General features: G+C 62.8%; 19 protein-coding genes and 1 tRNA gene. 1 reads left to right on the top strand and 19 read right to left on the bottom strand.

Annotated elements, in window-relative coordinates; all coding sequences use genetic code 11:
- Positions 1–2: 2 nt before the first annotated feature.
- The 15 genes from LSO07_RS03445 to LSO07_RS03375 form a co-directional block, all read right to left on the bottom strand.
- The gene (locus tag LSO07_RS03445) at positions 3–2,456 is read right to left on the bottom strand and encodes a TonB-dependent receptor (RefSeq protein WP_151092304.1); all 2,454 of its coding nucleotides are present in this window, start codon (positions 2,454–2,456) and stop codon (positions 3–5) included.
- Positions 2,457–2,560: 104 nt separating this feature from the next.
- On the bottom strand, positions 2,561–3,544 hold the full coding sequence (locus LSO07_RS03440) for a siderophore ABC transporter substrate-binding protein (protein ID WP_151092302.1): 984 nt from the start codon (positions 3,542–3,544) through the stop codon (positions 2,561–2,563).
- Between the two features lies 1 nt (position 3,545).
- A complete protein-coding gene (locus tag LSO07_RS03435; protein WP_151092300.1) occupies positions 3,546–4,316 on the bottom strand; it encodes an iron ABC transporter ATP-binding protein in 771 nt (256 codons plus the stop codon).
- Complete coding sequence (locus LSO07_RS03430; RefSeq protein WP_151092298.1) at positions 4,313–5,263, bottom strand: iron chelate uptake ABC transporter family permease subunit; 951 nt, start codon at positions 5,261–5,263, stop codon at positions 4,313–4,315. Before LSO07_RS03430 ends, LSO07_RS03435 begins: the two co-directional genes overlap by 4 nt.
- Positions 5,260–6,216: an ABC transporter permease gene (locus LSO07_RS03425; RefSeq protein ID WP_225317162.1), complete on the bottom strand. Its 957-nt coding sequence runs from the start codon at positions 6,214–6,216 to the stop codon at positions 5,260–5,262. Before LSO07_RS03425 ends, LSO07_RS03430 begins: the two co-directional genes overlap by 4 nt.
- Positions 6,217–6,229: 13 nt before the next feature.
- Positions 6,230–8,005: an ABC transporter ATP-binding protein gene (locus LSO07_RS03420; RefSeq protein WP_151092294.1), complete on the bottom strand. Its 1,776-nt coding sequence runs from the start codon at positions 8,003–8,005 to the stop codon at positions 6,230–6,232.
- The gene (locus tag LSO07_RS03415) at positions 7,999–9,765 is read right to left on the bottom strand and encodes an ABC transporter ATP-binding protein (protein WP_151092292.1); all 1,767 of its coding nucleotides are present in this window, start codon (positions 9,763–9,765) and stop codon (positions 7,999–8,001) included. The genes LSO07_RS03420 and LSO07_RS03415 overlap by 7 nt, the downstream gene beginning before the upstream one ends.
- 103 nt (positions 9,766–9,868) lie before the next feature.
- Positions 9,869–10,834, bottom strand: a complete 966-nt coding sequence (locus LSO07_RS03410; RefSeq protein WP_151092290.1) for a FecR domain-containing protein — start codon at positions 10,832–10,834, stop codon at positions 9,869–9,871.
- Positions 10,835–10,837: 3 nt separating this feature from the next.
- A complete protein-coding gene (locus tag LSO07_RS03405) occupies positions 10,838–11,356 on the bottom strand; it encodes a sigma-70 family RNA polymerase sigma factor (protein WP_092609933.1) in 519 nt (172 codons plus the stop codon).
- A 121-nt stretch (positions 11,357–11,477) separates the two neighbouring features.
- The gene (locus LSO07_RS03400; protein WP_151092288.1) at positions 11,478–12,890 is read right to left on the bottom strand and encodes a lipopolysaccharide biosynthesis protein; all 1,413 of its coding nucleotides are present in this window, start codon (positions 12,888–12,890) and stop codon (positions 11,478–11,480) included.
- A gap of 21 nt (positions 12,891–12,911) precedes the next feature.
- On the bottom strand, positions 12,912–13,460 hold the full coding sequence (locus LSO07_RS03395; RefSeq protein WP_208672446.1) for a dTDP-4-dehydrorhamnose 3,5-epimerase family protein: 549 nt from the start codon (positions 13,458–13,460) through the stop codon (positions 12,912–12,914).
- Between the two features lie 56 nt (positions 13,461–13,516).
- Positions 13,517–14,440: a glycosyltransferase family 2 protein gene (locus LSO07_RS03390; protein ID WP_151092286.1), complete on the bottom strand. Its 924-nt coding sequence runs from the start codon at positions 14,438–14,440 to the stop codon at positions 13,517–13,519.
- A gap of 110 nt (positions 14,441–14,550) precedes the next feature.
- Entirely contained in the window at positions 14,551–15,642 is a 1,092-nt protein-coding gene (gene ychF, locus LSO07_RS03385) for a redox-regulated ATPase YchF (protein ID WP_151092284.1), read from the bottom strand.
- A gap of 153 nt (positions 15,643–15,795) precedes the next feature.
- Complete coding sequence (locus LSO07_RS03380; RefSeq protein ID WP_034778346.1) at positions 15,796–16,029, bottom strand: helix-turn-helix domain-containing protein; 234 nt, start codon at positions 16,027–16,029, stop codon at positions 15,796–15,798.
- Positions 16,029–16,604 carry a DUF2975 domain-containing protein gene (locus LSO07_RS03375; protein WP_070278949.1) on the bottom strand — a complete coding sequence of 192 codons (576 nt, stop codon included), beginning with the start codon at positions 16,602–16,604 and terminating at the stop codon, positions 16,029–16,031. Before LSO07_RS03375 ends, LSO07_RS03380 begins: the two co-directional genes overlap by 1 nt.
- 118 nt (positions 16,605–16,722) lie before the next feature.
- On the opposite strand from LSO07_RS03375, the gene LSO07_RS03370 reads away from it, so the two are divergent.
- Complete coding sequence (locus tag LSO07_RS03370) at positions 16,723–17,820, top strand: serine hydrolase domain-containing protein (protein WP_151092283.1); 1,098 nt, start codon at positions 16,723–16,725, stop codon at positions 17,818–17,820.
- Here the strand turns inward: LSO07_RS03370 and pth are convergent, their stop codons facing one another.
- The 4 genes from pth to LSO07_RS03350 all read right to left on the bottom strand — a co-directional run bounded on the left by pth (position 17,821) and on the right by LSO07_RS03350 (position 20,475).
- On the bottom strand, positions 17,821–18,405 hold the full coding sequence (gene pth, locus LSO07_RS03365) for an aminoacyl-tRNA hydrolase (RefSeq protein ID WP_151092281.1): 585 nt from the start codon (positions 18,403–18,405) through the stop codon (positions 17,821–17,823). It lies immediately after the preceding gene.
- Positions 18,406–18,520: 115 nt separating this feature from the next.
- A complete protein-coding gene (locus LSO07_RS03360) occupies positions 18,521–19,129 on the bottom strand; it encodes a 50S ribosomal protein L25/general stress protein Ctc (RefSeq protein ID WP_034778340.1) in 609 nt (202 codons plus the stop codon).
- A gap of 168 nt (positions 19,130–19,297) precedes the next feature.
- Positions 19,298–20,248, bottom strand: a complete 951-nt coding sequence (locus LSO07_RS03355; RefSeq protein ID WP_034753270.1) for a ribose-phosphate pyrophosphokinase — start codon at positions 20,246–20,248, stop codon at positions 19,298–19,300.
- 150 nt (positions 20,249–20,398) lie between these two features.
- Positions 20,399–20,475, bottom strand: a tRNA-Gln gene (locus LSO07_RS03350).
- Between the last annotated feature and the right edge of the window lie 35 nt (positions 20,476–20,510).

Raw genomic sequence — 20,510 nt, 5'->3', positions numbered from 1 at the left:
GCTTAAAACTCCGTCGTGGCCGACAGCATGACGGTGCGCGGCGCGCCCAGGCCCAGGCTGGTCCATTGCGGCAGCGCCCAGTACGCCCTGTTGCCGACGTTCGTCACGCTGGCGCGCACGGTCAGGGGCCGGCCAGCCGCCTGCGTCGCATAGCGGGCACCTACGTCAAACACGGTACGGCCCGGCACGGACATCGAATTGTCGGCATTAATGTATTGCTTCGATGCCGCCGTCGCGTTCGCGGTCAGGGTCACGCCGGGGATGGCGGGCGTATCCCATTCGACACCGAGCTTGGCTTGCAGCTTGGGCACGCCCGTGGCCTGCTTGCCCTGGTTGGCGCCGCCCACCGTCTTGCTCAAGACGGGATCGACATACGCCACGCCTCCCATCAGCCGCACGTCGCGCAAGGGCGAACCGAAGAAGCCCCAGTCGATGCCGCGGTTGCGCTGTTCGCCGCCAAAGGAAAAGATATTGCTGACCGGGTCGACATAGCTGCTGGGGCGCTTGATTTCATACACGCTGACCGTATGCGCGAACTCGCCCAGGTCGACCTTGAAGCCCAGTTCCGCCTGCTTCGACTTGTACGGCGCAAAGACCTCGCCCGAATTGGCCGCCGTCAATGGCGCCGTGGCGCCCTGGCTCAAGCCTTCGATGTAGTTGCCGTACAGGGAAATCGTCTTGCTGGCCTTGACCAGCAGGGCGACGGCCGGCGTGGTGGCGCCTTCGTCATAGCGCGAGGTGCGCGCGCCCGTCTTGATGTTGAAGTTATCGCTGAGCACTTCCTGGCGGCGCAAGCCCACCGTCAGCTGCACGGTGTCTTGCGCAAAAGAAAGCGTATCGACCAGGCCGACACTGGCCAGGCGTAGTTCTGCCTTGGAAATCTGCGGCGCCTCGAAGCGCGTCGCCGGACCCCAGACGGGGTTGTAGATATTCGTGATCCAGTCTTTCGCCAGGGTATTCCTGCGGCCGTACTGCTTGTCCGTATGGTGATAATAGGTGGCGTTGACGGCCCATTGATGGCCGATACCGCCCGTGCGCAGCTTGCCCCGCAAGCCCGCTTCCGCCGATTGCTTTTCCACGTCAAAACCCAGGTCGGCAAGATTGGTGCGGTAGTCGCCAGCCGTGTTGAACACCTGGATCAGGTACGCGCCCGTCGACTGATAGTCGGCCCGGCTGGCGCCCACGGCGGCATACGCCATCACTTGCGCGTTCAAGTCCAGCTCGCCGCGCAGCATGGCGCCCTTGTCCCTGGTATCGTAGAACGCCCAGCTGGGATTTAATAAGGTTTCCGCTTTCGGCGGACGCGGCACGGGCAAGCCGGCGGCCAGGTTGACGCCCCGGTTCAAGCCATCGGCGCGGTCCTCGCTGTGATACAGGTCGGCGGACAGGCGCGCACCGTTGCCACGCCAGTCCAGGCCCACGGAGACGAGCTCGGTCTTCTTTTTCTGATGGTCGATGGCGCCGTCGCCATCGCGGTAGACGCCGTTGACGCGGATGCCGAACTGTTTATGCTCGCCGAACCGCTGGCCCAGGTCCACATGGCCGCCCCATTGCGCGTCCGACATATACGACGCCGTCACCCGCGCCAGCGGCGCATCGCCCGCGCGCTTGGGCACGAGGTTGATGCTGCCGCCCACGGAACCGCCCGGCGGCATGCCATTGAGCAAGGCCGACGGTCCCTTCAGCACTTCGATGCGCTCGAACATTTCAGGCGAGGTGCGGTAGTAGGGCGAGATGCCGTACAGGCCGCCAAACGCGACGTCGCCGATATTCGAACTGAAGCCCCGTATCGAATAATTCTCGCCGATGATGCCCGTCATGCCGCTGCTGAAGACGGTGGGGTCGGTGGCGGAAATCACATCGGTGATGTCGCGCGCCTGCCGGTCTTCGATGAATTTATCCGTATAGCTGATGGTGTTGAACGGGGTTTCCATGAAGTCCTTGTCTCCCAGGAATCCCACGCGGCCGCCGGATGCCACTTGGCCGCCTGCGTAGGCATCCGTCACCGCATTGCCCTTGCCCCATACCGTCACGGCCGGCATGGTGGCGGCAGCCTCGGCGGCGGCGCTATGCGCCGCTTCGCGGCGCACCGTGTAGCTGCCATTACCCTCGCGCACGGCTTGCAAGCCATGGCCGCGCAGCAATTCGTAAAAGCCTTCGGGCACGCTGTAGCTGCCGGACAGGCCGGCGCTGCTCTTGCCTTGCAGCAGGCTAGCCTCGACCGTCAATTCAACGCCCGCCTCGGCAGCAAAGGTATTGAGCGCCAGGCCCAGTGTACCGGCCGGCACGCTGAACGCATGCCGGGCCTGGCTCGCCCCCGCTTGCGCGTAGGCTGACGGGGCCGCCACGCCTAACACCCCTACGGTCAAGCCCGTGATAAGCGCCAGTTGCACGGCGGTGGCGATGCGGCTCAGGTTAAAGGTGGGAAGGTGGCGCGTTGCCATGCGTTGGGTCATACAGTAAATCCTTTCAGATGGGATGATTGCTTGCTCTCACCCTATCTCCCGAACGAAAAGGTAAAACCCTCAATGCAAATACGAATCATTACTAAAACTATTGATTACTGATAGCCCTTCAGCACATCGTCGATCACCCGCTTCAGCGACGTCACGCTGGCCGCCGTGATGTACCAGGCGTCAGCATCGACAAAGACCACGCGGCCATTCTTCCAGGCATTGGTCTGGCGCAGCAGCGGATTGGCCATCTGCTCGGCCGTCATGACGGGACGGTGTTCCATCACGGCCGTGCGGTCCACCACATAGATGATGTCGGGATTGGCTTGCTGGATGAATTCGCTGGAAATCGGCTGGCCATGCAAGCCCGCCTCGACGGCTGTGCTGGCAGGTTTCACGCCCAGCGCATCGAAGACAAAACCGTAGCGCGACCGCACGCCGAACGCGCTGAAGGCGCCATTGTTGTGCAGCACGATGAGCGCCTTCTCGGGACGGTCCTGAATCACCTTGCGCGCGTCCGCCACCTTGGCGTCCAGCTCCTGCGCTTTCCGGCTGGCGATGTCTTCCTTGCTGAAGATGCGTCCCAGGGTCAGCAAGTGTTGCTTGACCACGTCGATGTGCTTGCTCTCGCTGTTCTGGTAATCCACGTCGAAATGCAAGGTGGGCGCGATCTGGCTCAGTTCCTTGTAATGGTTGGCCTGGATCGACGTCATCAGTATCAGGTCGGGCTGGAGCGCGTGGATATGCTCGAGATTGGGCTGCACGATGGCGCCCAGGTCGCGGATACCCTGATCTTCCTTGTAGCGGCTGAGGAAATGCGGCACGTAATCCTTCACCATGCCGGCCACGGGCACGCCCAGTTGGTCGAGAAAATCAACTTCGTTCATGTCGAGCACGGCCACCCTCTGCGGACGATGTGTGAGCACCGTCGTGCCCAGCTTGTGCACGATGGTGATGGGGGTAAATGCCTGCTCTGACGCGGAAGCGGCAGGCGCTGGCGGCGCCGTGGCCGCCTTGTCGCTGCAGCCTTGCAGGGCGGCCATGGCGGCGAGCAGCACGGCCAGCGCGCAGCGGGATTTGTTCCAGATCATCTCAAGCTCCTGTGGGGGTAAAGTAATTGCAGACACAGCCGCGCTCGTTGCGCACGATGTGAAAGTCGATGTCGTACAGCGCCCGCAAGCGCTGTTCCGTCACGACCTCGTGGGCGGGGCCGGAAAAGCGCACGGCGCCGCCCTGCATGGCGACGATGTGGTCGGAATAATTGGCGGCGAAATTGATGTCGTGGATCACCAGGACCACGGTGCGGCCCTGCTCGTCGCACAGGCGCCGCAGCGCGCGCATGATCTGCACGGCGTGCTTCATGTCGAGGTTATTGAGCGGCTCGTCAAGCAGCAAAATGTCCGTCTGCTGGGCTATCGTCATGGCCAGGAAGGCCATCTGCCGCTGGCCGCCGCTCAGCTCATCGACGTAGGCGGCGCGCAAGTTTTCCAGCGACAAGAAGGCGATGGCGTCATCGATGGCTTGCCGGTCTTGCGGCGTCAAGCTACCTCGGCTGTAAGGAAAGCGCCCGAAGGCGACCAGCTCTTCCACCGTCAGGCGCAGATGAAAATCGGGCGACTGGCGCAGGGTGGCCACCAGTCGCGCATAGTCCCGGATCTGGATGGCTGCAATGCTGTGCCCGTCTATCGTAATCTCGCCGCCATGCGCTTCCTGCAGGCGCGCGATGAGCATCAGCAAGGTCGTCTTGCCGGCGCCATTCGGGCCGATCAAGGACGTCACTTTACCCTTGGGAAACTGCGCACTGACGTTGTCCAGCACGGGCCTGGCGCCGTAGCTTTTTTTGATATGGTTGACGTGGATCATGCTGTACCTCGGGTGCGGACCATGAGCGCGAGGAAATACGCGCCGCACACCAGGTTGACGAGGATGCCAACCGTGGTCCGGTAGTTGAAAACGTGCTCGACCAGCAGCTGGGCGGCCAGGAAGATGGCGATGGCGATGGCGCAGCCCAAGGGCAAGGTGACCCTGTGGCGTGCCGTGCGGGCCAGGGCATAAGTCGTGTTCGCTACAAAGATGCCCATAAAGGCCGTGGGCCCCAGCAAGCTTGTCGACACGGCCACCAGCACGGCGATCAGCGCCAGCTGCAGCCGCACCATGCGCCGGTAATCGATACCGAGCGAGATGGCCTGTTCGCGCCCCAGCGCCAGTACGTCGAGCGCCGGCAGGGCTTTCACCACGGCCACGCAGGCAGCGCCCACCAGCAAGGCCGAGTACAGCAATTGTGCGGGCTGCCCCTTGTTGAACGATGCCTGGCTGAAACCCTGCAAAATGGCAAATTCACCGGGACTGATGCGCAGCTGGATGAACTGGGTAAATGTGCCGATCACCATCGTCAGCACGAATCCCAGCAGCAACAGGAAATACACGTTGTTCTTGCCATCACGAAACAACCAATAGTGGATGGCCCAGGAATACGCCAGCATCAGCGCGATGGACAGCACGAAGTTGCCGTTCTGCCCCAGCAGCACCACGCTGTGCATGCCCATCGCGAGGATCAGCAGCGATTGCAACAGCAAATACACGGCTTCATAGCCCATGACGGCCGGCGTCAGGATGCGGTTGCCGGCGATGGTCTGGAACACAATCGACGACACGGCCACGCAAACGCCGCCGATGACGATGGCGGCCAGGCGCGATAATCGCTTCGGGATGATGTAATCGAAGTCCAGATTCGCACCGATGAAGAGGAAAGCGAGCCCCAATGCAAACACGGCCAGCCACAGCGTCCGTTGCGTCAATACACGCCTCATCGCCGCCCCCGGATGATCAGCACGAGGAACAGCACCCCGCCCACGCCGCCTGCCGTCAGGCCTATCGGCACTTCGAATGGATAGATCAGCAGGCGCCCGGCGATGTCGCAGGCCAGCAGCAGCGCCGCGCCGCCCAGCGCCACGATGGGCAGGGTGCGCGCCAGATTGTCGCCGTAACGCAAGGCCACCAGGTTGGGAATGGCCAGCCCGACAAACGGGATCGCCCCCACCGTGATCACCGTGACCGCCACCGTGACGGCCACCAGCATCAGGCCCAGCGCCACCGTGCCCGCATAGTTCAAGCCCAGGCTGGTGGCCATGCCCTCGCCCATGCCCAGCACGGTAAAACGCTGCGCGTACACATACGTGAGTGCAACGATGGGCAGGATCAGATAAATGATTTCATAATTGCCCTGCACGATGCGCGAAAAATCGCCAAGCAGCCAGCCCTGCATGCTTTGCAGGATGTTGTGGCGGTAGGCATAGAATTCGGCCAAGGCGCTGAGCACGCCGCCATACACGAGACCGATCACGGGGACGAGTATCGTGTTCTTGAAGCGGATGCGGCGGATCAGCGCCACATAAATCAGGCTGGCGGCAAAACAGAAGGTCAGCGCAAACGCCATCTTGCCGGCCGTGCCCGCCGCGGGCGCCACGGTCAGCGCCACGAGGATGCCCAGCTTGGCCGCGTCGAGGCCGCCCGAGGTGGCCGGTTCGACGAATTTGTTGCGCACGATGTGCTGCAGGATGACGCCGCAGACAGACAGGCCCACGCCCGTCAGCACCAGCGCGGCCAGGCGTGGCAGCCGGCTGGCCGTGAGGGTCAGCCAAGCATCGGCGGACAGCGCGTCGGACGAGGACAATAGCTGCGCCCACTCCATCTGCCGTGCACCGACCAGCAAGGACGCGCAGCACAGGAGGAAGAATAGGCACAGCAGACTCGCGCGCGTCAAATCGTCATCCCGTTCATTGCTGCGGCGCGGCGGAGGCGATGCGCCAGCCCTTGGCCGCCTGGCGCTGCGCCAGGAAGTGCGCATACAGGCCGTCCTGCGCGCGCAAGGCGCTTGGCGTGCCCTGATCGCGAATCGTGCCACCGTCCAGCACGACGATCTGGTCGGCCATGGCCACCGTCGACAGCTGGTGCGCGATGACGATCACCGTGCGCCTGCCGCGCAACCGCGCCAGCGCTTCGGCGATGGCGGCCTGGTTTTCCGCGTCGAGCGCGGCCGTCGCCTCGTCGACCAGCAGAATCGGCGCATCCTTGACCAGCGCGCGCGCAATCGCGATACGCTGGCGTTCGCCGCCGGACAGGCGCGCGCCGCCCTCGCCCACCAGGGTATCGAGCCCCTGCGGCAAGCGGGCGATGATTTCGGTCACACCCGCCTGCCGCGCCGCTTCCAGCACCTCGGCATCGGTGGCATCCGGCTTGCCGATGCGGATGTTGTCGCCGATGCTGCCCTGGAACAGATAACTGTCCTGGAATATCTGGCTGATCTGACCAGCCAGTTGCTCGCTGGACATGTCACGCACATCGACGCCGCCCACCAGCACAGTGCCGGCACTGGCGTCAAAGAAGCGCGCGATCAGGCGCACCAGGGTCGTCTTGCCGGAGCCGGAGGCGCCGATCAGCGCCGTCATGCTGCCCGGCGCGATGTGCAGGTTAATGTCCGTCAATACGTCGGCCTGATCCTGTGCATAGCGGAAAGCCACGCCGCGCAGCTCAACGGAACCATCGCGCGGCGCTTGCGGCTTGTGTGCTTCCGGCAAGGGCTGCACGGCGAAGATATCGCGCGCAGCGTCCAGCGGACCGCGCGCGCCGCGCAGCACTTCGCCATAGCTGGCCACTTCCTGCAGCGGGTCGACAAAGCGCACCACCAGCAGCAAGGCCACGATGACGGCGATGGCATCGCCCGTGCCGGCGGCACCGCCCAGCAGCGCGTTCAGCCACAGCGCGGCGGCGGCCAGCAAGGCGGCAAAGATGGCTTGCACGGTCCAGGCGTTGAGTACGGACGATAGCGCCGACAGGTAAATGAGCCGCGTGCCCGCGTGGCGCTGCGCGTCGATGGCTTGCTGCAGGAAACGCGTGCCGCCGTCAGCCGCACCACCGCCGTTACCATTGAAGGCGCGCAACACCGATTGCGCTTGCGCAAACTCCACCAGGCGCTGGCTGGTCTGGGCAAAATGATGGTGGTAGGCATCGTCGGCGCGCTGGCCCAGGTATGCCGTGAGCCGCAAGGCGCCGGCCAGCAGGGGCAGCGCCAGCAGCGCGATGACGCCCAGCTGCCAGTGCAGCGCAAACAGCGCGGCAAGCATCACCACGGGCGTGACGGCGCCGCAGATGACAGGCGTGAGCACGTGGGCGGGCAGCTGCGCCACATTCATCATGCCTTGCGTGATGACGTGGCCCAGCTTCGCTGTATTCTCCGGCGTGAACCAGCCGACGGGCAGGCGCGCCACGTGGTCGCCCAGGCGCTGGCGCGCCCCTTGCAAGACCGTCACGCCCACGCGCACGCCCGCTTTTTCCACCTGGCGCCGCCAGGCCCAGCAAGCGACCAGCCCGGCCAGCAGCACGATTAGCCACAGGGCCGCGCCGCCCGTATCGCCGGCCAGCAAGCGTCCCAGGGCCAGCACCAGCGCCGTGATCGTCAGCCCGCTGAGCACGCCGTACGCAAGCGCCATGGCACAGTAGCGGCGAAACACGGGCGCATCGTCGCCCAGCAGTTGAATGAATGTTTTCAGCATGGGAGCACCGTTTCTTTCGAGGTGTCTTGATAGCCGCCAAGCGCCCACAGTTGCGCATAGCGGCCCTGGCGGGCAAGCAAGCCGGCATGGCTGCCCTGCTCGGCGATAACGCCGTTCTCGACAACGACGATATTGTCGGCATGCATGATGGTGTCGAGCCGGTGCGCGATCACCAGCAGGGTGCGGCCTTGGGCAAAGCGCGACAGCGCGTCCTGGATCGCCACTTCATTTTCCGCATCGGCCGCGGCCGTCGCTTCATCGAGCACCAGCACGGGCGGGTCGAGCAGCACGGCGCGCGCGATGCTCACGCGCTGCAATTCGCCGCCGGACAGTTGCGCATCCTCGCCGATGACGGAATCGTAGCCGCGTGGCAAGGCCAGGAGGCGCTCGTGAATGTTCGCCAGGCGCGCCGCCGCTTCAATTTCCTGCAAGCTGGCCGACGGCCGGCCCAGCCCGATGTTCTCGCGCACGCTGGCGTGGATCAGCCGCACTTCCTGCAGCACGAAACCGATGCGCCGGTACAGCTCGGGCGTGGCGATGTGCCGCAGGTCGACGCCACCGAGCGTGATGCGTCCTTCGGTCGGGTCGAAAAAGCGCAGCAGCAACCGTGCCAGGGTCGACTTGCCGGAACCGGAGGCGCCGACGATGGCCGTCACCGTGCCAGGACGCAAAGTGAGCGTGATGTCCGACAGCACCTTGTTGTGCCCATCGTAGGCATAGCCCACACGCTCCATGCGAATCTCGGTGCCGTCAGGCAACTGCTGCTCATCCGGTGCCGGCTGCGCCAGTACGGGCGTGTCGAGCAAGGCTTGCACGCGCTGGGCGGCACCCGTCGCATTGTTGAGGTCATGCGTCAGGTAATGCAGCAATAGCATGGGCGCGGAAATGCCGGGCGCCACCAGGGCGAACGGCAGGATATCCACAGGCGCCATCGCCTCCAAGGCCACGAAGGCCGTGCCGGCAAGCACCACCACGCCCAGCACGGCGACGGGCGCGATCAGCGCGTTGGCGTTGGCCATGGAACCGACCAGCGGACGGGTAAACGCGACAAACGCCTCGGCAAACGCATCGACGGCCGTGCGGTAGCTGCCGTGCGCGCGTCCCGTGGCGCCAAAGGCCTTGACCACGGGAATGCCGTTGACGAATTCCACCACGGCATTGTTGATGCGTCCCATGCCGGCGACGAATTGTTCCATGTTGCCGCCGCTGGCTTTCATGGCACGGCCAAAGAACAGGAAGAAGCCTGGAAATGGCAGGATGGCAATGAGGGCCAGGCGCCAGTCCATGGCGAACAGGTAAATAATGGAGATGGCGATGGCGCCCACGGCGCGCCCCGTCGTCGTGTAAAAGTGCGCCGTGAGGCTGTGCAGGGTATTGATGTCGTCCTGCATCGCCTGCTTGACCTCGCCCGAAGCGCGGCTGGTGAACCAGCCCAGCGGCACTTGCCCCAGGCGCTGCATGGCTTGCAGGCGCAGTTGATGGGTGAGGCGGTTGTCGGCCAGGTGCGCGGCCAGCTCGCCCAGCGAGATCAGGGCCATGCCGGCAAACAGGCAAGCGACGCTGGCGATGATGATCTGCCATACATCGCCTCGCGCCAGCGCGGGATTCAGGGCGATTTGCGCGATCTGCGCGATGCCTGCCAGCGGTACCAGGGTCAGCATGGAACCAGCGCCGGCCAGCACGGCGGCGGCGATCAGGCGTCCGCGGATGGGCTGGAGTATCCGGCTGATCGGGCCGGCCTGGCGGCTTGGGCTACTCATGGGAAAGGCGGGAAAAAACGGGCATAAGGTCAATGATTAAGGGTGGCTCTCACCCTATATCCCGAACGAGAATGCGAAACCCTCAATCGGGCCTGCGAAATTGTCAGGAGGCTTGCACCGTCACCCAGTAGCGCGTGCGCGCAACGATTTGCACGGGCAAGGCCAGCGCCAGGTTATGCAGCGCGCGGTCCGTGTCGCGCAGGGAAAACACGCCGTTGACGCTCAAGCTGGCCACGGCAGGGTCGCAGCGCAGCAGGCCGGGGCGATAGCGGGCCAGTTCCGCAAGCAGCTCGTCCAGGCGCATGTTGTCGGCCACCAGCACGCCCTTGCTCCAGGCCATGGCGCTGGCGGACGCGGGTGCGCCAGACTGCACGATATCGGCCGAGAAGATGGCACTGTAGCCCGTGTCGATGCGCACGGCCTGGCCAGGTGCATGCGCGAGGCGCACTTCGACGGCGCCCTCGAAGACGGCCACGCGCGACGTGTGTTCGTCTTGCCGCAATGTAAAACGCGTGCCCAGCGCCCGCACCGTGCCGTGGCGTCCCTGCACGCGGAAAGGCCGCTGCGCCGGATCGGGATCGTGCGCCGTCGTGACGAGGATTTCGCCGCTGCGCAGTATCAGCAAGCGCTCGCTGGCGTCGAAGCGCACGTCAATGGCGGAGGCGGAAGCGAGCATCACGCGCGTGCCGTCAGGCAGGGTAATCTCGCGGATCTCGCCCGTGCCGGTGCCGTGGCCGGCCGTGGCCACTTGCCAGGCATCCGTGCCGCGCAGCAGGTACGCCATGCCGCCCACGGGCAACAGCACGGCCAGCAGCTTCAGGGCACGGCGGCGGTTCAGGTAGGCGGCCGGCGCCGGTTCGCGCAGCGCATGCCGGGCCGCATCGCGCGGCACGCTATGCAGCTTGCCTTCGAACGCTTGCAAACGCTGCCAGGCGAGGTCGTGGTGGGGATGGGCGGCACGCCAGCGGGCACAGGCAGCCCGGTCTTCCTCGCTGGCGTCATCGGACCACAGGCGCGCCATCCACTGGGCCGCCTGCTGCACGATGGCCGGTGCAATCACCACCTCCATGGCTCAGGCGTCCGGCGCATGCATGGCTTGATAGCAGGCCAGCAAGCCGGCGGCGATGTATTTTTCGACGGAGGACACCGAGACGTCCAGTTCGGCGGCGATGTCGCGGTAGCTCAGGCCATCGAGTTTGCACAGCAGCAATGCCTTGCGCGCCTTGGCGGGCAGCCGGTGCAGCACGGCATCGATTTCCGTCAGTGCCTCGATCACCAGGGCGCGCTCTTCCTCGGACGGCGCCAGCGCTTCGGGCACCAGGGCCAGCACTTCCAGGTAGGCCGCTTCGATCTGGCGGCGGCGGTACAGGTCGATGACCATGCCGTTGGCGATCTGCGTCAGGTGACGGCGCGACTCCCCGGCCGGCGGCACCCTGCCCGTCTTCATCAGGTGCAGGTACACATCGTGCGCCAGGTCGGCCGCATCGAAGGCATTGCCGAGTTTACGGCGCAGCAAGCCACGCAGCCAGTGATGGTGGTCGGTGTAAAGACTGCTGACTTGCTGCTGAAGCGCTAACTCGGCGGTGCTCACGATACCCTTCCTGTCGCCAACGGCCGGCAAGAACAGGCGCATCGGATTATAAATGAGAATTATTCTCATTGTACGCGGAGTAACAAGGAAAGCGCAACACGGCGGCGGGCAGCAAATGCGGTCAGCCCTGCTGCCTGGCCGGCTTGAGCAGCCTGAAGGCGGCCCATAGCGAAGGCCGGTAGACGTGCAGTGCGGCCGCCAGCAGCACGCCCCACGCCAGCGGAGCAAGCAGCCCCAGGCGCTGGGCAAAAAGGGCATGCCCCATCGCCAGCAGCGACAGCACGATGGCGTTCAGGTACAGCGAACGGCGCGGCAGCTGACGCCAGACGCGCATGCCCAGTTCCGTCTTGACGACAAAATACACGAGGAAACCCAGCAACTGCGCCACGGCGGCGCCCGTGGCGCCACAGCGCGGCACCAGCACGGCGCCCGCCAGCAAGGTGCCCAGCAAGCCTGCCGCGAAAGCGGCGATGGACAAGGAAGGACGGCGGGCCAGGCTGATGCCGACACCGCTCACTTCCGCCAGGGCGTACAGCAGCGGCTGGCCCACGGTGGCCACTGCCAGGTAGGCGACGCCATGATAGCTGGGCGGCAAGACCCAACCGATCAGCCAGGCCAGGGCGCCCGCCAGGCAAAAGCCCACAACCACAACAGACTGCGCATGGCGGCAAATGGCGGCAATATTCGACAGGTCGCCACCGGACGCGGCCAATTTGTGCACTTGCGGCACCCAGACAATCGTGAAAATCGACTGCACCAGCCAGGCGCCGGCAGCCACGCGCATGGCCAACGCATAAATACCGAGCTCGTCAAAGCCGGCAAAGAGGCGCAGCAAGCCCATGCCGGCAGACAGCATGGACAGGTAAAAAATGCTGCTCACCAGCAGGGGGCCCGCCTCGGAAAGCAGACGCCGCAACAGCACCCAGTCCAGGGCGGCGTTCCAGGCTTGCGCCAGCGATGCGCGTGCATGCCACAGCAGCCAGAGCGTGACCATCCAGGTGGTGGTCACCACCAGGCTTGCCAGGTGCACGAAATTTCGCTGCGAATCCCACCACAGGACAGGCAACAGCATCAGCAGTGTGATTTTTGGCAGCACTTGCGCCAGGCTGAATACCCAGGCGCGCTCCTGCATGCGAAAGAGTTGCGCGATCAGGCGATTGACCAGGGCGCTCAGCATGCCTACAGCGAACAGGACGGCCAGTGCGGGTTGCGCAACGTCAAATAACAACTGCGCTACGGGCGCGGCAAACAGCAGCACCAGCGCGAGCGCCACGGGCGCCAGCAGCACGGCCGGCAACAGGCACGCCTTCAGCAAGCCGCTACGCGCGGTGCTGTAATGGTATTCATGCAGAAAGGCCTTATCCAGCCCCAGCGACATCAGCAAACTGGCCACCGTGCACGCGGTCATGAAGAAATCCAGCTTGCCGATGTCGGCAGGCGGAAACAGCCAGGCCACGGCAGGCACGGTGGCTAGGCTGCCCAGCAGCGACAAGATGGGGCCGGCTGAAAAACCCGCGAGACGGGTCAGGTGCATCAGCCAGGCAGGCAGGACATCTCAGCCATGCCTGTCGTTAGAGAAACGATATGGGATCGTGTCCGAATCGGCCGGCACGCGCCAGTGATCCGGCGCATCATAGCGATACGCATGGTCCACCGCATTGACGAGGATGGCTGGCGTGCTGCAGTAATTCTGCACGCCATGCCAGACACGCGGCGGCACGACGAGCAGGCCGGGACGCTTGGTGCCCAGCTTGAATTCGTTGAGCATGCCAAAGGTCGGCGAATCCGTGCGCGCGTCGTACAGCACCACGCGCATCTGGCCTGCCGCCACGAACAGGCGGTCCGTCGTGATGGCATGCGCATGCCAGGCACTCAGTCCGCCCGGCTCCAGGGTCGAGGCGAATATCTGGCCTATCTGCGCCGCATCGGGCACCCATTCCGTACGGAAAATTTCAGTCAGGCTACCGTACGCCGTCAAGACAGGCTTGATTTCCTGAAAGATCACGCCATCGATCAAGGAAGGCGTCGTCGGCTTCCACTCCTTGGTAATGCTTTCGCCATCCTGCTTCGCGCCAGCCAACAGCCAGTTATCTTTCTCATCCACCAGATCTACCCCCAGAAATTTTATAAAAATTCTCTTATGTATTGCCATCATATTATCTATCGCCGCGGCAGCTCCTTCAATCCCCGGCGGCGGCGCAATTCACGTAAAAATGTGCCTTTGCGCCAATACCTGAGCCAGTAACCGGGATACGGCGGCCACAGCCCCAACATATAACAAAGACGGCGCGACAACGCTTTTACGGTCGTCATGGCAGACTGTAGCGGCGCAATCAGACGCTCATGGCCCACTTTGCCATACAGCGTGGTAACCGCCTGCAGAATATTCAGCGGATCTTGCATGTGCGCCCACCAGAACGCATGCTCGCTGTGCTGCCGTTCCAGGTAGGCATTGCTGCGGGTGCCAGACTGGATAAGGATGGCACCGATACGGGGATGGACCAGCATCGGCCGCCCCGCGCGATACACGCGGTGCAACCACGCCTGCGACGGCGAGCAGCGCACTTCCCATGATGGCTTCCACGGGCCGATCTGCCGGGTCAGTTCACGCCGCATGACCCACAGAGTGGCGGGCACGTCCATCCATGGACGGTACGGTTGCACGCCGTCCGCCAGCGCCCCCACCATGTGATATCCGACCGGCAAGACCACCAATCCCTGGCCAAAGGCCAGGTCGGCCCCGGCGCGCTCGAGGACATCGATACTGCTTTGCAAATGATCGGGCAACCACAGGTCATCGTGGTTCAGGAATGCCAGATAGGTGCCACGCGCCAGGCTGACACCGAGATTGTTGGGTCCCGTCTGCTCGCCGTAATTGGTGTCCAGGTTCACAAAGCGGATGCGCGCGTCGCCGAACGCGGCGACCACCTCGGCAGTGTCGTCGGTGCAGCAATCGCCGACGATAATCAGTTCCCAATCCTGCACGGTGCTGGCGAGTGCCGATTGAATCGCATACCCGAGGATATTGCTCCGGTTATACGTGGCCATGACAATGGAAACGAGCGGGTGTTTCTCTGACTGCATGGCAAGCCTTTCACATCACAGACAAAAAAATGCCGCCCAAATACATTGAGCGGCATTTCGCAATGGACGAATGCAGTATGTTGCTGGCGCTCGCCAGCAAGCATCTGTCCTTAGACGTTGAACAGGAAGTTCAGCACGTCGCCATCCTTGACCACGTATTCCTTGCCTTCGGCGCGCATCTTGCCCGCTTCCTTGGCGCCCGCTTCGCCCTTGTAGGCGATGAAGTCGTCATAGGCGATGGTTTGCGCGCGGATGAAGCCGCGTTCGAAGTCGGTGTGGATCACGCCGGCCGCTTGCGGTGCCGTGTCGCCCACATGGATGGTCCAGGCGCGCACTTCCTTCACGCCAGCCGTGAAGTAGGTTTGCAAGCCCAGCAGCTTGTACGCGCCGCGGATCAGACGGTCCAGGCCTGGCTCTTCCATGCCCATGTCGGCCAGGAAAGCGCCCTTGTCGGCATCGTCCAGGTCGGCGATTTCCGCTTCCAGCGCGGCGCAGATGGCGACGATGGGCGCGTTTTGCGATTGCGCATAGGCCGTCAGCTGGTCCAGCAACGGGTTATTCGTGAAGCCCGTGTCGGACACGTTGGCCACGAACATGGCCGGCTTGGCCGTGATCAGGCACAGCGGCTTGATCAGTTCCATTTCGTCGGCGTCCAGGCCCATGGCGCGCACGGGCTTGGCATCGTTCAGGTAAGGCATCATGCGTTCCATGATGGCCAGCAGCTTGGCCGCGTCCTTGTCGCCCGAACGGACTTTCTTGTTTTCGCGGTGAATGGCTTTTTCCACGGTGCCCATGTCGGCCAGCGCCAGTTCAGTCTGGATGACTTCGATATCGTCGAGCGGATTGATCTTGCCGGCCACGTGGATGACGTTGTCATCTTCGAAGCAGCGCACGACGTTGACGATGGCGTCCGTTTCGCGGATGTGCGACAGGAACTGGTTACCCAGGCCCTCGCCCTTCGATGCACCGGCCACCAGGCCGGCGATGTCGACGAATTCCACGATGGCGTTGACCATGCGTTCCGGCTTGACGATGGCGGCCAGCGCATCCATGCGCGGATCCGGCACTTCGACGACGCCGACGTTCGGCTCGATGGTGCAGAACGGATAGTTTTCAGCCGGGATGCCGGCTTTCGTCAGTGCATTGAACAGGGTGGACTTGCCGACGTTCGGCAAGCCGACGATACCGCATTGGAGACTCATGGAAAACCTTTAAATAATCAATATTGCCGGCAAGCGGCTGGTGCAAAACGGCCGTTGCGGGCGTTTTCTGGATAATCTTGCTGTATTAATGCTTGTAAGGGTCAATTGTACCTCTATGCACCCTACTCTTCAAAAAAACCGCCCTCTGTGCCGCTAACTGTCGCCATCCCCGTCGTCCGGCTGCGACGCATCGAATTCCAGGATGTCGCCGGGCTGGCATTCGAGCATCTCGCAGATTTTCGACAGGGTATCGAAACGCACGCCGCGCACCTTGCCCGACTTTAAGAGGGACAAATTCTGTTCCGTGATGCCGATGAAGGCCGCCAGTTCCTTCGATTTCACTTTTTTCCTGGCCAGTACCAGGTCGAGGCGCACGACGATGCCCATCAGATAAACCCGCTGTTTTCATCGGCCAGGCGCTGGCCTTCATGCAGGATTTGCGCCAGCGCAAGGAAAACCGTGCACAACAGCAAGGTCCACAAGTCGCCGCCCGTGATGTCGATGACCAGGCGCAACTGGCTCGTCCCCTCGTCCAGCAAGCCAAACAGCATGCCGCGCACGGTCGGCTCCAGCAACGTCAACACCGTTCCCAGCAGCAAGCCGCCGGCAAAACGGCGAAAGCGCTGCGCCACCTGCGGCGTAAAAAACACCCCCTGCTCGAACTGGCGCAAGACCACGGCCAGCTGGCGTACGGCGTCGCCCAGCACCAGCAAGGCTGGCAAGGCCAGCGCCAGGCCCAGACCCCGCTGCCACAAGGGCATGGCCGCCAGGCGCTCGAATGGCTGGCTCTGCAATTGCAGCAACAATTCATACATGCCCGCATCGCCCAGGCTGCCGTGCGCGGCCGGCGCGGGCGCCAGCCAGCCCAGCACCGTCAGCAGCAGGTACAGCACAAAGAACGCGGAGACGCCGTAGCGCACGCGCCGGCTCAGCGCCGCCGGTCCCTCTGGATTTTTTTTCATATTTAAAAGTATACGAAAGCGTCAAGTCTCGTTAGAATAAATTATCGTAAAACAATAATTAAATCATGTTTTGCGACCATTTTAACATGTTAGCTCACCCCTATCGACTGGAAACACCATGAAAACCCTGTTTGCCTCACTCGTTTGCAGCACCGCCTTTTTGCTCAGCGGCGCCGCCCGCGCCCATGACTTGCATGCCATGCTGCAGCAGGCGCTGGCCGACAAGAGCGTGCCGGCCATGGCCATTCTCGTCATCCGCGACGGCAAGATCGAGGCGCAAACGCAAGCGGGCGTGCGGGCCAATGACGGCCAGGACGCCGTGCGCGCCGATGACGTGTGGAATATCGGCTCCAACGGCAAGGCCATGACGGTGACCCTGATCGCGCGGCTGGTGGAACGGGGCGTGCTGTCGTGGGATGCGCCGCTGTCAGGCATGCTGCCCGCGCTGGCCGGCGACATGCGCGCCGAGTACCGCGATGTCAACCTGATGGATCTGCTGTCGCACCGCGCCGGCCTGCCGCCCAATCCCGATGAGGCATGGATCAATTCCACCTATACGGACACGCGGCCATTGCCCCTGCTGCGCCTGGAATACGCGCAGCGGGCGCTGGCCGATGCGCCGGTGGCCGCGCCGCGCGGCGAATCGCACTACTCGAACAGCGGCGCCATGATCGCCGCCGCCATCGCCGAGCGGGTCACGGGAAAGACATATGAGGACCTGATGCAGGCGGAGGTGTTCGGCCCGCTGGGCATGCGGGCCGCCTTCGGCCCCACCGTGCAGGGACAAAACCTGGGCCACAAGGAAAACAAGCCGATTGCCGGCCTGATGGCCAGCAATCCGCTGATGATGGCGCCCGATGGGGAAATTCACCTGAGCATGCAAGACTGGGCCAAGTTTGCGCTCGATCAACTGCATGGCGAGCAAGGCAAGGGGAAACTGCTGAAACAGGAAACGTATGTGTTGCTGCACACGGCGCAGGGCGACACAAATGCGGCATTGGGCTGGGGCGTGATGCATTTCCCGCCCCAGGCGCCGCAGCGCGTGCTCACGCACCTGGGTTCGAACGGCTACTGGCACGCGCTGATCGCGCTGGCGCCCGGCAGCGGCGATGGCTTGCTGATCGCCGCCAACGCGGGTGAAGGCAGCAGCGCCCAGGCCAGCCAGCAGCAGATGGCGAAAACCATCTTGGCCGGCTTCGGCAAGGCGGGGAAATAATTACGCGGTGTGCAACTTCATGGTTGCCGCCTCGAACTTGCCCTCGACGATCTGCGGCATCACCTGCAGGGATTTCTCGATCGCCTGCTCGATCAGCTCCTGGTCTTCGCGGCGCGGGCGGTGCAGCACGAAATCGGCCACCTGCTGCTGCAGGCTCAGGGTGCGCGGATGGCCGATGCCCAGGCGCAAGCGCCAGTAATCCTGTGTGCCCAGCGCGGCAGTGATGTCCTTCAAGCCATTATGGCCGCCGGCCGAGCCGCCCTTCTTCAGGCGCGCGATGCCAGGCATCAGATCGAGTTCGTCGTGCACGACGAGCACTTCATCTGCGGCAATCTTGAAGAAGCGCGCCAGCGCGCCCACGGACTGGCCCGAGCGGTTCATGAAGGTCAGCGGTTCGAGCAGCCAGACTTCATTGCCGCCGATGGCAGTCTTGGCCAGCATGGCGTTGTAGCGCGAATCGCGCTGCAAGCGCGTGCCGGGCAAGCTGTTGGCGAGGTTGTCCACCAGCCAGAAGCCGGCATTGTGGCGGGTTTGTTCGTATTCGGGTCCCGGGTTGCCGAGGCCGACGATCAGGCGTATGGGCATGGCTGTGTCTGCAGTGTAAAAACGTATTATCGGTGAAAACAGGCAGAAAAAAACCCGTCCGGAGCGAACCGGACGGGTTTTTCCTTGCGACTACCGCATTGCTGCGGCGGCAAAATTACTTCTTGTCAGCAACAACTTCAGCAGCAGCGGCTTCAGCAGCAACGTGGCCAGCCGGTACCGAAGCGGTAGCGATGGTCAGGTTGGCGCCGTGGGTGACAGCGGTCACGCCAGCTGGCAGGACCAGGTCGCCAACGTGCAGCGAGTGACCGACGTCGATGTTCGACAGGTCAACGTTGATGAATTCTGGCAGTTGGCCTGGCAGGCACGAAACTTCGATTTCGTTGGCTACGTGGCTGATGGTCGCGCCGTGCAGTTTGACTGCTGGGGAAACGTCAGCGTTGACGAAGTGCAGCGCCACTTTCACGTGGATAGCTTGCTTCGAGTCAACGCGCTGGAAGTCAGCGTGCAGAACCAGTTGTTTGTATGCGTGGACTTGGAAGTCGCGCAACAGAACTTGCTGGGAAACGCCGTCGATTTCCAGGTCCAGGATCGACGAGTGGAACACTTCTTTTTTCAACGCGTGGTACAGGGCGTTGTGATCCAGCGAGATCAGCACCGGGGCTTCAGCGCCACCGTAGACGATACCAGGGGTTTGGCCGGAAATGCGCAGGCGGCGGCTCGCTCCGGAACCTTGCAATTCGCGTTTAAATGCGATAACTTTCATGTGAAACTCCAAGAAGAACAAGGCTTGCGCCTTGTGTTATGAAGACTCCCGCGACCAGGAATCCTCGAAAATGGGGTGCAAAACACCCCGAAAATCAAAACACTGCGGCGCAACAGGCAAAAAGCCAGTCGCGCCGCAGGCATTACGTCTGTTGCTGCTCTTGTCGAATTAATCGATAAAGAGGGAAATAACCGAATCACCCTTGATGATGCGCTTGAACGTCTCGGCCAGCAGCGGCGCGCACGTCAATTGACGGATCTTGCCGCAGGCCAGGGCCGCTTCGGACAGGGGGATCGTATCGGTCACGACCAGCTCATCGAGTGGCGATGCCGAAATACGGTCAATCGCCGGGCCCGACAGCACCGCGTGCGTGCAATACGCCACGACTTTTTTCGCGCCGCGCTCTTTGAGCACTTCGGCAGCCTTGGTCAGGGTGCCTGCCGTGTCGACCATGTCATCCATGATCACGCAGTTGCGGCCTTCGACTTCACCGATGATGTTCATCACTTCGGACACGTTCGCTTTTGGACGACGCTTGTCGATAATGGCCAGGTCGCAGCCCAGGCGTTTTGCCAGTGCGCGCGCACGTACCACACCGCCGACGTCCGGCGACACCACCAGCAGGTCTTGGTAGTTTTTCTTTTGCAGGTCGCCCAGCAAAATTGGCGAAGCGTAAATATTGTCGACTGGAATATCGAAGAAACCTTGAATCTGGTCAGCGTGCAAGTCCATGATCAGGACGCGCTCGACACCGGCTTCTTCCAGCATGTTCGCCACCACCTTGGCCGAAATCGCCACACGCGCGGAGCGTGGACGACGGTCTTGGCGGGCGTAGCCGAAGTAAGGAATTGCGGCGGTGATGCGGCCAGCGGAAGCACGTTTCAAGGCATCAACCATCAGCATGATTTCCATCAGGCTGTCGTTGGTTGGAGCACAGGTGGATTGCAAAACAAAAACATCCTTGCCGCGCACGTTTTCGTTAATCTCGACCATTACTTCGCCGTCGGAGAATTTCGAAACGTTTGCTTTACCGAGAGGGATGCCGAGGTTTTTTGCGACCCCCTCTGCCAACGCTGGATTCGCGTTGCCGGTAAAAACCATCAGGTTTTCGTAAGCCATGGGAGTCCCAAGAGGTGATATAGAAGTCTTGAAAAGCACTAACCGGGCATAGGCCCGGTCAGTCATTGTTTAGAATATGCCGCGTGGCGACATATCTGCTTTTTCCCGCACTGGACGCCAACTTCGCATCGACAGACTACGGTGAAATGGTGGCAGGGGAAGAAGGATTCGAACCTTCGCATGCTGGAATCAAAATCCAGTGCCTTAACCAGCTTGGCGATTCCCCTACGTTACTGACTGCTTGCCGTCATGTTGGCCAGTA

Origin of the sequence: Janthinobacterium sp. PLB04, from assembly GCF_021165895.1 — a bacterium.
In the GTDB taxonomy this organism is placed as follows: Bacteria; Pseudomonadota; Gammaproteobacteria; order Burkholderiales; family Burkholderiaceae_D; genus Janthinobacterium; species Janthinobacterium lividum.
The sequence above is the reverse complement of the archived record's forward strand: the minus strand, read 5'-3'. Positions and strand labels throughout refer to the sequence as shown.

What these genes read in the sequence shown, in the direction of transcription:
- LSO07_RS03445 (WP_151092304.1), bottom strand. Translation starts at nt 2,456, where the DNA reads ATGACCCAACGCATGGCAACGCGCCACCTTCCCACCTTTAACCTGAGC.
- LSO07_RS03440 (WP_151092302.1), bottom strand. Translation starts at nt 3,544, where the DNA reads ATGATCTGGAACAAATCCCGCTGCGCGCTGGCCGTGCTGCTCGCCGCC.
- LSO07_RS03435 (WP_151092300.1), bottom strand. Translation starts at nt 4,316, where the DNA reads ATGATCCACGTCAACCATATCAAAAAAAGCTACGGCGCCAGGCCCGTG.
- LSO07_RS03430 (WP_151092298.1), bottom strand. Translation starts at nt 5,263, where the DNA reads ATGAGGCGTGTATTGACGCAACGGACGCTGTGGCTGGCCGTGTTTGCA.
- LSO07_RS03420 (WP_151092294.1), bottom strand. Translation starts at nt 8,005, where the DNA reads ATGCTGAAAACATTCATTCAACTGCTGGGCGACGATGCGCCCGTGTTT.
- LSO07_RS03415 (WP_151092292.1), bottom strand. Translation starts at nt 9,765, where the DNA reads ATGAGTAGCCCAAGCCGCCAGGCCGGCCCGATCAGCCGGATACTCCAG.
- LSO07_RS03410 (WP_151092290.1), bottom strand. Translation starts at nt 10,834, where the DNA reads ATGGAGGTGGTGATTGCACCGGCCATCGTGCAGCAGGCGGCCCAGTGG.
- LSO07_RS03400 (WP_151092288.1), bottom strand. Translation starts at nt 12,890, where the DNA reads ATGCACCTGACCCGTCTCGCGGGTTTTTCAGCCGGCCCCATCTTGTCG.
- LSO07_RS03390 (WP_151092286.1), bottom strand. Translation starts at nt 14,440, where the DNA reads ATGCAGTCAGAGAAACACCCGCTCGTTTCCATTGTCATGGCCACGTAT.
- ychF (WP_151092284.1), bottom strand. Translation starts at nt 15,642, where the DNA reads ATGAGTCTCCAATGCGGTATCGTCGGCTTGCCGAACGTCGGCAAGTCC.
- LSO07_RS03380 (WP_034778346.1), bottom strand. Translation starts at nt 16,029, where the DNA reads ATGGGCATCGTCGTGCGCCTCGACCTGGTACTGGCCAGGAAAAAAGTG.
- LSO07_RS03375 (WP_070278949.1), bottom strand. Translation starts at nt 16,604, where the DNA reads ATGAAAAAAAATCCAGAGGGACCGGCGGCGCTGAGCCGGCGCGTGCGC.
- LSO07_RS03370 (WP_151092283.1), top strand. Translation starts at nt 16,723, where the DNA reads ATGAAAACCCTGTTTGCCTCACTCGTTTGCAGCACCGCCTTTTTGCTC.
- pth (WP_151092281.1), bottom strand. Translation starts at nt 18,405, where the DNA reads ATGCCCATACGCCTGATCGTCGGCCTCGGCAACCCGGGACCCGAATAC.
- LSO07_RS03360 (WP_034778340.1), bottom strand. Translation starts at nt 19,129, where the DNA reads ATGAAAGTTATCGCATTTAAACGCGAATTGCAAGGTTCCGGAGCGAGC.
- LSO07_RS03355 (WP_034753270.1), bottom strand. Translation starts at nt 20,248, where the DNA reads ATGGCTTACGAAAACCTGATGGTTTTTACCGGCAACGCGAATCCAGCG.